Consider the following 11,755-nt stretch of genomic DNA (forward strand, 5'->3'; position numbering starts at 1 on the left):
ATCAGGTGATACTCTGGATTGGAGCCGCTCGCAAATCCGTATCAGAAGGTGTTAATGGACGACTTCAATGCGGCGGCGGCGGCGGCCGGTCGCTGGGACCTGCACAGCAATCCCAGCGGCGTGGGAGGAGGGCTACTTACCAAGGCCAAGCCAGCGCGAGAGATCGTCGCAGACCTTGTGAAAAGCGCTTCGGAATCAATCTCTCGGCTGGCGGGCAGTATCTGACAGGCTAGGTTGCTATTGGATTAGACGAGGGCTTTCAATCCGAGGAGAGCCCTCGCCTCGGCAACAGTTGCCACGGGACGCTCGTACTCTTCGCAGAGTGCTGCGATTTGGCGGACCAAGGCAGCGTTTGACGGCGCGAGCGTATCTCGGTCCAGGCGAATGTTGTCTTCAAGACCCGTGCGGCAATGTCCGCCCAATTCAAGCGACCAGCGTGCCATGGTCATCTGGTCGCGCCCAATGCCAGCTCCCGTCCAGGTCGCGTTGGGCGAAAGCCTGCGCAGGGTCGCCGCATAGAACTCCAGAGCCTCGCGGTCGACGGGCATCGCGTTCTTGATGCCCATCACAAACTGGACATGCAGTTCTCCGGCGATCTTGCCGACCCGCTGCATATTGGCTGCCTGGAAGATCATTGATAGGTCGAAGGCTTCAATTTCGGGCTTGACGTCGTACGCCAGCATTTCAGATGCCAGCCAATCCACCAGGTCTGGCGAATTGTCGTAGACGCGGGTCGGGAAATTGACTGAGCCTGTCGCAAGTGAGGCCATGTCCGGGCGCAGGGAGATCATCCCACCACGTTCACGGCCTGCGCCGGAGCGTCCACCCGTTGAAACCTGGGTAATCATGCCTGGGGCATGCTTCCGAATCCCTTCGAGTACACGCGCGAACCGCGCGGGGTCCGAGGACGGAGTGCCATCGTCGTTTCGGACATGCAGGTGGACGAGCGTTGCTCCCGCTTCAAATGCTTCTTGAGTGGATTCGATTTGCTCGTCGACCGTAACCGGCACTGCCGGATTGTCGGATTTCCGCGGCAAGGAGCCCGTGATGGCCACGGAGATAATGCAAGGTTGGGTCATGAGTACCTCAAAGCAGGAAGCCGTATATTCGGTTACGGCCTGGATTCGTGGAGATTTTGCGCGAGCGAGAATCCAGTAGAGGTCAAATTCGCTCGGCTGTGACCGGAACTCGACAATCTCCACAACGGCTCGCCATTGGTCGCATCGGAGGCTTAGCCGAGGTCGCCGCCGCCCACGGGCAGGACGGTGCCGGTGATGTAAGAGGCCTCGTCGGACGCCAAAAACAGAATCGCGCGCACCTGTTCATCAATGGTGCCGTAGCGGTGCATCAGGCTGGATGCCATGGTCTGGTCGACGATGCCCTGGTACCACGCGGCTTCCTGCGGGGTCTGCTCCGCCGTGTTGCGGGGCACTTTGCGCGGCGGTGCTTCGGTGCCCCCGGTGGCGATCGCATTGACGCGGATGCCGTCCTGCGCGTGCTCGAAGGCGAGGCTGGCGGTCAGGGCGTTGACGCCGCCCTTGGCGGCCGCGTAGGGCACGCGGTAGATGCTGCGCGTGGCGATGGACGAGACGTTGACGATCACGCCCTGCTTGCGCTCGATCATGCCGGGCAGCACGGCGCGGCAACACCACAGGGTGGGAAACAGGGAGCGGCGGATCTCGGCTTCGATCTGCGCCTCCTCGTATTCCTGGTAGGGCTTGGCCCAGATGGTGCCGCCCACGTTATTGACGAGGACATCGATGCGGCCATGGGCCTGCAGCGCCGCGCTGGTCATCAGGCAGGCGCCGGCATAGGTTTCCAGGTCGGCCTCCACCGCTAGTGCCTGGCCGCCGTTCGCGTGGATTTGCGCGGCGACCTCGTGCACCAGTGCCGCGCGGTCGACCAGCACCAGGCTGGCGCCCTCGGCCGCGGCGGCTAGCGCCACGCCGCGTCCAATCCCCTGCGCCGCGCCGGTTACCACGGCGATTTTTCCGCTAAAGCGCGCGTTGTTGTTCATAGCGTGTCTTTGATCCGTGGAAGGTGGGTCAGGCAGCGTTGCTGGCCGAGAATTTTTCGTAGTGGAAGCTGGCCGGCGTCACCCCGGCGTCCTGCAGCCAGGCGCGCACCGCATCCACCATGGCAACGGGGCCGCACAGGTAGATGTCGACATCGCCGCCGTTGAGCCAGTCCCGCTCCACGTGCTGCGTGACATAGCCCTTGCGGGTTTCGTTGCTGACCGGATCGAGCACGCAGGTGCGGTACTCGAAGCCGGCGAGCTGGTCCTTTGCGCGGTCGAGTTGCGCCAATGCCACCAGGTCGATCTCATGCGTCACGCCATACACCAGGCGGATCGGGTGCGGGCTGCCGTTCGCGGCCAGCACGTCCAGCATGGACAGGAAGGGTGCGATGCCGGTGCCGCCCGCCAGGAACAGCACCGGGCGGGCCACTTCGCGCAGGTAGAAGCTGCCATAGGGGCCGGCGAAGGAAATGGGCTGGCCGGGCAGCGCCTCATTGCTCAGGAACTCGCTCATTCGGCCGTTGGGCACGTTGCGTACCACGAACGAGGTACGGGCGGCGCCGGGGGCGGAGGAAAACGAGTACGAGCGGGTCAGGCCGGTACCCGGGATATCCACGTTCACATACTGCCCCGCCAGAAAGGTCGGGGCGGCGGCTTCACCGAGGTCGATCGAGAACCCGATGGTGGAGTCCGACAGCTTGTCCACTGCCGCCAGCTTGCCCTGGTAGCGGGTCACGCCGGTCTTGCAGGCGGCCGACGAGGCCGGCACCTTGATCACGCAATCGGAGCGCGGGCGGGTCTGGCAGGCCAGCACGTAGCCCTTGGCGGCCTCCTCGGGCGTCAGCGCGTCTTCGATATAGCTCGACGCCGGCAGGTCGTACTCGCCGGATTCGCACAGGCCGCGGCAGGTGCCGCAGGCGCCGTCGCGGCAGTCCAGCGGGATATTGATCTGCTGGCGATAGGCAGCATCGGACAGGGTTTCGTTGGCGGCGCAGGTGATGAAGCGGGTAACGCCGTCTTCAAACTGCAGAGCGATGTTGTATTCCATGGCGTGGTTCCTCCGGCGCGTCCGCTCAGATGTGATAGATGTCGATGACCTGGTTGATGTAGTCGTTCTTCAGCACGACGTACTTGTCCAGGATCTGCGCTTGCTCGCCGGCGAAGTCGATGACGTAGCGCGACATGCCGAAGTAGCTGTAGTTGGTCTTGTAGCGGTGGCTCAGCGTGTGCCAGTTGAAACGCACCGTGCAGACGCTGCCTTCCTGGCGCTCCAGTTCGACGTTGCTGATGTTGTGGCTGGTGCGCGTGTCCGGCATGGTGGCGCTGGAGCGCTCGGTCTTGATGCGGAACACGCGGTCCTCCAGGCCTTGGCGGTTCGGGTAGTAGATCAGCGAGATCTCGCGCTGCGGATCGGTCACCAGGGTGTCGTCATCGTCCCAGGACGGCATCCAGAACGCGGCATCCGGGTGATAGCAGGCCAGCCATTCATCCCATTGTTCGTCGTCAAGCAGGCGGCTTTCCCGGTAGAGGAAGGCCTGGATCCCGGCAAGGCCGATGGGTGCGGTCGTGGGCGTCGTTGGGGTCGTTGGGGGCGTTGAGGTCATTGGGGTCGTGCTCATGCTTCACTCCCGGCGCTGCTGATCTTGCTGGCTTCGGCTCCGGTGGCCTTCTTCATCACGTCCAGCCAGTAGCGGTGCTGCACCGTGTACAGGCCTTCGTCCTCGGTCTTGACGCCGCTCATCAACGGCTTGAGGCCAATCTTGCGCGCAGCCTCGTCGGCGCCCTCCACCCAGTGCGTAGCGCCGCGGCACATGTCGTTCCATGCCACCGCGCTGCCGGCATAGCCTTGCTGGCAGGCGCGGAATTCTTCCAGGTCGTCGGGCGTGGCCATGCCGCTGACGTTGAAGAAATCCTCGTACTGGCGGATGCGGCGCGCGCGCGCGTCGTCGGCTTCGCCCTTGGGCGCGATGCAGTAGATGGTGACTTCGGTCTTGTCAACCGACAGCGGGCGCAGCACGCGGATCTGCGAGCCGAACTGGTCCATCAGGTAGACGTTGGGGTACAGGCACAGGTTGCGCGAGTTCTGGATCATCCAGTCCGCCGTCTCGGCGCCGCAGCGCTCGGCGAATTCCTCGCGCCGGTTGAAGTTCGGCCGGTCTTCCGGGTTGGCCCAGCGCGACCACAACAGCATGTGGCCGTGATCAAACGCGTAGAAGCCGCCGCCTTGCCGGCCCCAGTTGCCCGCATCCATGGCCCGGATCTTGTCCTCGCGGGCATTTTCCTGCTTGCGGTGATTAGTGGTGGCGGCGTAGTTCCAGTGCACGGCGGAGACGTGGTAGCCGTCGGCGCCGTTCTCGGTTTGCAGCTTCCAGTTGCCTTCGAAGGTATAGGTGGACGCGCCACGCAGCACTTCCAGGCCGTCGGCGGACTGGTCCACGATCATGTCGATGATCTTGGCCGCCTCGCCCAGGAAATCCTTGAGCGGCGCCACATCCGGGTTCAGGCTGCCGAACAGGAAGCCGCGGTAGTTCTCGAAGCGCGCCACCTTCTTCAGGTCGTGCGAGGCTTCCTTGTTGAAGCAATCGGGGTAGCCGGCGCCTTCCGGATCCTTGACCTTGAGCAGCTTGCCGCTGTTGTTGAAGGTCCAGCCATGGAACGGGCAGGTGTAGGTCGCCTTGTTGCCGCGCTTGTGGCGGCACAGCATGGCGCCGCGATGGGTGCAGGCGTTGATCAGCGCGTTGAGTTCGCCCTGGCGGTTGCGTGCGATCACGATCGGCTGGCGGCCGATGTAGGTGGTGTAGTAATCGTTGTTGCCGGGGATCTGGCTTTCGTGGGCCAGGTAGATCCAGTTGCCCTCGAAGATGTGCTTCATCTCGAGTTCGAACAGGGCCTCGTCGGTGAAGGCGCTGCGATGCAGGCGGTGGTCGCCGGTCTCGCGGTTTTCCACCAGGTAGTCGTCCAGGCGCTTCAGGGCCGGGCTGTGGTCCGGGTAAATGGGGATCATGCGGTGTCTCCTGCATCCGTGGCGGATGCGCCGGGCCGTGAGGGATCCTCAGAAGCGGCCCTGATGTTGCTGCGTCGTGGCTGATGCTGTGGGAGGCGCCTGAGGTGCTTGAGGTGCCTCAGGCGCCGTGGCTTATGCGGCGGCGCGCGTGCGCTCCACTTCCGGTACCGGCGCTGCCGCGCAATCGGCGTACAGGCGGAAATCGAAATCGATGGAGGCAAACGGCTTGTCCAGGCCGTGCTCGGCCAGTGCCCGCGGGGACTCGACGTGCCTGAGCGCTGGCACCAGGCCCTCGCGGCTGGCAAAGGCAAAGTCGTCCCACAGGTATTCGTCGCCGTCGATGTTGATCTGGGTGGTCAGCTTGCGATGGCCGGGCGCGGACACGAAGAAGTGAATGTGCGCGGGACGCCGGCCATGGCGGCCCAGCAGGTCCAGCAGGCGCTGCGTGGTGCCTTGCGGCGGGCAGCCATAGCCCATCGGCACGATGCTGCGGAACTGGTAGCGGCCCTCGCTATCGGTGGTGATGGTGCGGCGCAGGTTGAAGTCGGACTGCGTCTTGTCGAAGAACGAGTAGTTGCCGAGCAGGTTGGCATGCCAGACCTCCACTGAGGCGCCCGGCAGCGGCTTGCCGCTGGTGTCGAACACCGTGCCCTGCATGAACAGGACTTCGCCCTGGCCGTCTTCGCTGCCGTCGTCCAGCCGCGCGAAGCCTTCGCTCGCGGGTGCGCCGGCCACGTACAGCGGGCCTTCGATGGTGCGCGGCGTGCCGCCGGCGAGACCGGCCTTTGCCTCGGCTTCATCCGCGCGGATGTCCAGGAAGCGCTCCAGGCCCAGGCCGGCGGCCAGCAGGCCAAGTTCCGGTCCCGCCTCGGCGAAGTACTCGATGCCCTTCCAGACTTCGCTGGCGCTCAGGTCCAGGTCTTCGATCGCCTTGAAGAGGTCGGTGGTCAGGCGGACCACCACGCTTTGCACACGCGCATCGGCCTTGCCGCTGGCGGTGTCGAGGATGAACGCTTTCACCAGCGCTTCGATTTCCGGGTGCGTCATTTGTCTGCTCCTTGTCTCTGGTTTTCTATGTGGGGTCCGTCTTTGCAGTGGCATTTCGCCAGGGAAGCGTGATCCGAACTAAAATGCCATAAAGGTATAAAAAGTCGTTGTCACAGCCTGATGCGAAGGATAGGAGTGCCAAAATCGGTGGTCCAACACTGTTTTAGTATTGGCTGAATACTTAAAAGGTATAGTCGTGGACTTGCGTCACTTACGTTACTTTGTTGCCGTCGCGGAGGAACTCAACTTCACTCGCGCGGCCGAACGGCTGCATATCGCCCAGCCGCCGCTGAGCCGGCAGATCCAGCAACTGGAAGAGGGCCTGGGGGTGCAGCTCTTCGAGCGCAACGCGCGCCCGCTCAAGCTGACCGAGGCCGGGCGCTTTTTCTACGCGCACGCCCAGCAGTTGCTGGCGCAAGCCGCGGAGCTGGAGTCAATGACACGGCGGGTGGGGCAGATCGAGCGGAAGATGTCGCTCGGCTTTGTCGGCTCGACCCTGTACGGCATGCTGCCCAAGATCATCCGGCGCTTTCGCGCCGAGCACCCGCAGATCGAGCTGAGCCTTGTGGAGATGACCACCATGGACCAGATCGCGGCGCTCAAGCAGGGCACCATCGACGTGGGGTTTGGCCGCATCCGGCACGAGGACCCGAACGTGCGCCGGGTCGTGCTGCGCGAGGAGCGGATGATCGTGGCGCTGCCGGTCGGGCACCCGCTCTCGCTGGCCAAGCCGGTGCTGGCCCTGCACGACCTGCTGGGCGAGACCCTGATCATCTTTCCCAAGGCGCCCCGACCAAGCTACGCCGACCAGGTGCTGGCGGCGTTTCATGACCGGGCCTTGCAGCCCGGGCGTATCCATGAAGCGCGTGAGCTGCAGATCGCGCTGGGGCTGGTGGCGGCCGGCGAGGGTATCTCGATCGTCCCGAGCAGCGTGCACGGCCTCAAGCGGGACGACATCAGCTACCGGGAGCTGGACGATCCCAACCTGGTCTCGCCCATCATCATGAGCATGCGCAGGCTCGACGAGACCGAGGAGATCAGCGCCATGCTGGACATGATCTACCGGCTGTATGAGGAGGAGAAGCTGGTTTTCCTGCCGCCGAGCCAGGATTGATGGCTGCTGGCCTGATGGCGCCGGGGGAACTCTTGCATGCGGCCTGGCCTTGATTTGATTGGGTTTTCCGTTTCTAACTCTTATATAAGATATAAGACGTTTGACCCAAGGGGGCACTTTATTTTACAATCGCGGCACAACCGGTTTTTGCAACCCTATTACTCCGCAGGTTCCCATGCTTGAAAACTATCGCGCCCATGTAGCCGAACGCGCCGCGCTTGGCATCCCCCCTCTGCCGCTGACCGCCAAGCAGACTGCGGAGTTGATCGAATTGCTGAAGTCCCCGCCGGCTGGCGAGGAACAAGTCCTGGTTGACCTGATCACGCATCGCGTGCCGGCGGGCGTGGACGACGCCGCCAAGGTCAAGGCCTCGTACCTGGCAGCCGTGGCGCTGGGCAAGGAAGCCTGCGCGCTGATCTCGCGTGCCAAGGCTGCCGAGCTGCTGGGCACCATGCTGGGCGGCTACAACATCTCCCCGCTGATCGAGCTGCTGGACGACGCCGAGATTGGTCCCGTTGCGGCTGAGGCGCTCAAGAAGACGTTGCTGATGTTCGACGCCTTCCACGACGTCAAGGAAAAGGCCGACAAGGGCAACGCCATCGCCAAGTCCGTGCTGCAAAGCTGGGCCGACGCCGAGTGGTTCACCAGCCGTCCGGAAGTGCCGCAAAGCCTGACCGTGACCGTGTTCAAGGTCACCGGCGAAACCAACACCGACGACCTCTCGCCGGCGCCGGACGCCACCACCCGCCCCGACATCCCGCTGCACGCGCTGGCCATGCTGAAAAACGCGCGCCCGGGCATCACCCCGGAAGAAGACGGCAAGCGCGGCCCGGTCAAGTTCATCGAATCGCTGAAGGAAAAGGGCAACCTGGTTGCCTACGTGGGCGACGTGGTCGGTACCGGTTCCTCGCGCAAGTCCGCCACCAACTCGGTGCTGTGGTTCACCGGCGAAGACATCCCCTTCGTGCCGAACAAGCGTTTCGGCGGCGTGTGCCTGGGCAGCAAGATTGCCCCGATCTTCTACAACACCATGGAAGACGCCGGCGCACTGCCGATCGAGCTGGACGTGTCGCAGATGGAAATGGGTGACGTGGTCGAGCTGCGTCCCTATGATGGCAAGGCCCTGAAGAATGGCCAGGTGATCGCCGAGTTCACCGTCAAGTCCGACGTGCTGTTCGACGAAGTGCGCGCTGGCGGCCGTATTCCCCTGATCGTTGGCCGCGGCCTGACCGCCAAGGCCCGCGAGGCGCTCGGCCTGGCCCCGTCCACGCTGTTCCGCCTGCCGCACAACCCGGCCGACACCGGCCGCGGTTTCACGCTGGCCCAGAAGATGGTTGGCCGCGCCTGCGGCCTGCCGGAAGGCAAGGGCATCCGCCCGGGCACCTACTGCGAACCGAAGATGACCTCGGTGGGCTCGCAAGACACCACCGGCCCGATGACCCGCGACGAGCTGAAGGACCTGGCTTGCCTGGGCTTCTCGGCCGACCTGGTGATGCAGTCGTTCTGCCACACCGCCGCTTATCCGAAGCCGGTCGACGTCAAGACCCATCACACGCTGCCGCAGTTCATCAGCACCCGTGGCGGCATCTCGCTGCGCCCGGGCGATGGCGTGATCCACTCGTGGCTGAACCGCATGCTGCTGCCCGACACCGTTGGCACCGGCGGCGACTCGCACACCCGCTTCCCGATCGGCATCAGCTTCCCGGCAGGCTCGGGCCTGGTGGCGTTCGCCGCCGCCACCGGCGTGATGCCGCTGGACATGCCGGAATCCGTGCTGGTGCGCTTCAAGGGCAAGATGCAGCCCGGCGTCACCCTGCGTGACCTGGTCAACGCCATTCCGCTGTACGCCATCAAGTCGGGTCTGCTGACCGTGGCCAAGCAAGGCAAGAAGAACATCTTCTCGGGCCGCGTGCTGGAAATCGAAGGCCTGCCCGACCTGAAGGTCGAGCAAGCGTTCGAGCTGTCCGACGCTTCCGCCGAGCGTTCGGCCGCCGGTTGCTCGGTGCGCCTGAACAAGGAACCGATCATCGAGTACATCAACAGCAACATCACGCTGCTGAAGTGGATGATCGCCGAAGGCTACCAAGACCCGCGCAGCCTGTCGCGCCGTATCCAGGCCATGGAAGCCTGGCTGGCCGATCCCAAGCTGCTCGAGCCGGATGCGGACGCCGAGTACGCCGCCGTGATCGAGATCGACCTGGCCGACGTGCATGAGCCCATCGTGGCCTGCCCGAACGACCCGGACGACGTCAAGACCCTGTCGGAAGTGGCTGGCGCCAAGATCGACGAAGTCTTCATCGGTTCGTGCATGACCAACATCGGCCACTTCCGCGCAGCCTCCAAGCTGCTCGAAGGCAAGCGCGACATCCCCGTCAAGCTGTGGGTTGCCCCGCCGACCAAGATGGACGCCAAGCAACTGACCGAAGAAGGCCACTACGGCGTGTTCGGCACGGCCGGCGCCCGCACCGAAATGCCGGGTTGCTCGCTGTGCATGGGTAACCAGGCACAAGTGCGCGAAGGCGCCACGGTGATGTCGACCAGCACCCGTAACTTCCCGAACCGTCTGGGCAAGAACACCAACGTGTACCTGGGTTCGGCCGAGCTGGCGGCAATCTGCTCGCGCCTTGGCCGCATCCCGACCAAGGAAGAGTACATGTCGGACATGGGCGTGCTGGCCACCAACGGCGACCAGATCTACAAGTACCTGAACTTCGACAAGATCGAAGACTTCAAGGGCGTGGCGGATACGGTGACGGTGTAAGCGGTATTGGTTTTCCAGCCGTACGTTTGAAAGGCCCCTTACGGGGCCTTTCTTTTGGTTGGTCGCTGTGTTTTTAGCGGCGTTGGTTTTTGGGTCCAAAAACCAACACCACCCACAAAAAACCAAATAGCACTAAACCTCACCTAGTTCTCCCACTTCACATCATGGCCCGCCTGAATCTCGAATTCCCCGAAGATCAATTCTGCTACTCCACCCACCTGACGGTGCGCGTGACCGATATCAACGCCGCCAACCACCTCGGCAACGACTCGATGATCTCGATGATTTCCGAGGCGCGGGCGCGCTTTTTGTTCGACCTGCGCACGGCAGACGAGCCGGATGCGCAGACCGACCAGGTGGGCATCATCGTGACCGACCTGGCCACCACCTACCGCAATGAGGCCCATGCCCGCGACCAACTGCTGTTCGAGGTGGGGGTGATGGACTTCAATCGCTATGGCGGCGATATCACCTTCCGCATCACGCGCCCGGCAGACCAGGCGCTGGTGGCCATGGCCAAGTCCGGTTTTGTCTTTTTCAGCTACGAGCGCAAGCAGGTCGTGCCGATGCCGGAGGCGTTCGCGCGCAAGTTCCCCAAGGTCAACTGGGTGGACCGCGGGGTGGCCAAGGCAGGCTAAGTCAGGCCAGGGCTCAGAAGCTACAGTCCGTAGTAAGGCCGGTTCGACTGGATGCGCGTGCTTTCGGCGGGCGGGAAACGCGCCTCGGCCAGCAGCTTTTGCAAGGTGGCCTTGCCTTGCGCCAGCGCGCCGATGTAGTACGCGCTGACCGTGAGTTCGTCGAGCGCGCGCCAGGCATAGACCGACGCGTCGACAAACAGGGTATCGGCCGGGCAGGGCATGGCCGCGGCCTGCTGGGCGTAGAGATGCGCCTGCGCGAACTCGCCGCGCAGCCGGTGGTAGCGGGCCAGTTCGCACAGCGGTTCGGCACGCGCGGGGCGCGCCTGGTAGGCGGCGAGGTAGGCATCGCGTACGGCAGCGGGGGCGTAGGCCGGGTTTGCCGCATGCGCGGCGTCGGCGGCAAGGCGCTCTGTCAGCACGGCGATCTGGAACAGCGCGAACCAGCGCTCCTCCTCCCAGCCGCCCATGGCCACGCGCACCTGGTATTGCTGCAGGCTGGCTTCCAGCTTGCCGGCGTCGCGGTAGCTCTGCGCCAGGTAGAAGCAGTAGCGCGCGTTGGCCGGATCGTTGCGCAGGGCGCGCTCCAGCACTTCGATGTCGCGCAGGTAGGTCTGCGGATCCCGGGCGCGGGCGCCATCGCGCGAGACCTCGATGGCAGGGCCGGGCAGGTGCTGCCAGGCGTGCGCCGGGTCCTGCGTCAGGTATTCGTGCAGCACGCCTTCCCAGCGCCAGGGCTGGCCCGCCTTGACCAGGGCGTTGCGCTGGTATTGCCAGCCGCCCAGCTCGCACTGGAAGCGGTAGCCGTCGTCGGCCAGCCGGGGCCAGCGGAATCCTTCGGGCATGCGCAGGGTTTCATCGGCATCGATGAACAGTACGTAGTCTTCGGCGCCGGCCGCGCCCTCCATGCCGGCGCGCGCCAGCGCCAGGGCCTCGTTGCGGTTGTGCGCGAAATCGATCCAGGGCCGCTCATGGAGCGCGCCGGGCAGGTCCCCCATGATCTTGCGCACCAGCGCCTGGGTGCCGTCGGTGGACCCGGTGTCGACGATCGCCCAGCGGTCGATCCATGGCTTGACGGACGCGAGGCAGCGGGCGATCACCGGGGCCTCGTTCTTCACGATCATGTTCAGGCAGATGCGCGTCAATTCAGGTTTCCTGTGATCCTGGGGGGCGGGGC

The 11,755-nt window shown here is 64.3% G+C and carries 11 protein-coding genes; 4 read left to right on the forward strand and 7 right to left on the reverse strand.

Going from position 1 to position 11,755, the window contains the following annotated elements:
* Positions 1-54: 54 nt before the first annotated feature.
* A complete protein-coding gene (locus AC1RWI_RS13465) occupies positions 55-225 on the forward strand; it encodes a hypothetical protein (RefSeq protein ID WP_492866911.1) in 171 nt (56 codons plus the stop codon).
* 20 nt (positions 226-245) lie between these two features.
* On the opposite strand, the gene AC1RWI_RS13470 is transcribed toward AC1RWI_RS13465, so the two are convergent.
* The 6 genes from AC1RWI_RS13470 to catA all read right to left on the reverse strand — a co-directional run bounded on the left by AC1RWI_RS13470 (position 246) and on the right by catA (position 6,068).
* Entirely contained in the window at positions 246-1,079 is an 834-nt protein-coding gene (locus tag AC1RWI_RS13470; RefSeq protein WP_043357708.1) for a 3-oxoadipate:acetyl-CoA acetyltransferase, read from the reverse strand.
* Positions 1,080-1,231: 152 nt separating this feature from the next.
* On the reverse strand, positions 1,232-2,017 hold the full coding sequence (locus AC1RWI_RS13475; protein WP_043353454.1) for a 1,6-dihydroxycyclohexa-2,4-diene-1-carboxylate dehydrogenase: 786 nt from the start codon (positions 2,015-2,017) through the stop codon (positions 1,232-1,234).
* 28 nt (positions 2,018-2,045) lie between these two features.
* Positions 2,046-3,065, reverse strand: a complete 1,020-nt coding sequence (gene benC / locus AC1RWI_RS13480; protein ID WP_492866913.1) for a benzoate 1,2-dioxygenase electron transfer component BenC — start codon at positions 3,063-3,065, stop codon at positions 2,046-2,048.
* Positions 3,066-3,090: 25 nt separating this feature from the next.
* On the reverse strand, positions 3,091-3,621 hold the full coding sequence (gene benB, locus AC1RWI_RS13485; RefSeq protein ID WP_052494889.1) for a benzoate 1,2-dioxygenase small subunit: 531 nt from the start codon (positions 3,619-3,621) through the stop codon (positions 3,091-3,093).
* Positions 3,622-3,632: 11 nt separating this feature from the next.
* A complete protein-coding gene (gene benA, locus AC1RWI_RS13490) occupies positions 3,633-5,021 on the reverse strand; it encodes a benzoate 1,2-dioxygenase large subunit (protein WP_043353457.1) in 1,389 nt (462 codons plus the stop codon).
* Between the two features lie 132 nt (positions 5,022-5,153).
* On the reverse strand, positions 5,154-6,068 hold the full coding sequence (gene catA, locus AC1RWI_RS13495; protein ID WP_043353459.1) for a catechol 1,2-dioxygenase: 915 nt from the start codon (positions 6,066-6,068) through the stop codon (positions 5,154-5,156).
* A gap of 196 nt (positions 6,069-6,264) precedes the next feature.
* Between catA and AC1RWI_RS13500 the strand changes: the two genes are divergently transcribed.
* From AC1RWI_RS13500 to AC1RWI_RS13510, 3 genes are all read left to right on the forward strand, one after another.
* Positions 6,265-7,182 (forward strand): LysR family transcriptional regulator, encoded by a 918-nt coding sequence (locus tag AC1RWI_RS13500; protein ID WP_492866916.1) that lies wholly within the window; start codon positions 6,265-6,267, stop codon positions 7,180-7,182.
* Between the two features lie 175 nt (positions 7,183-7,357).
* Positions 7,358-9,943: a bifunctional aconitate hydratase 2/2-methylisocitrate dehydratase gene (acnB, locus tag AC1RWI_RS13505; protein ID WP_043353461.1), complete on the forward strand. Its 2,586-nt coding sequence runs from the start codon at positions 7,358-7,360 to the stop codon at positions 9,941-9,943.
* Positions 9,944-10,107: 164 nt separating this feature from the next.
* Complete coding sequence (locus tag AC1RWI_RS13510) at positions 10,108-10,581, forward strand: thioesterase family protein (protein ID WP_492866918.1); 474 nt, start codon at positions 10,108-10,110, stop codon at positions 10,579-10,581.
* Positions 10,582-10,601: 20 nt separating this feature from the next.
* Here the strand turns inward: AC1RWI_RS13510 and AC1RWI_RS13515 are convergent, their stop codons facing one another.
* Positions 10,602-11,723 carry a tetratricopeptide repeat-containing glycosyltransferase gene (locus tag AC1RWI_RS13515; RefSeq protein WP_492866925.1) on the reverse strand — a complete coding sequence of 374 codons (1,122 nt, stop codon included), beginning with the start codon at positions 11,721-11,723 and terminating at the stop codon, positions 10,602-10,604.
* Between the last annotated feature and the right edge of the window lie 32 nt (positions 11,724-11,755).

It is taken from the genome of Cupriavidus sp. MPR-AND1C (assembly GCF_058809705.1).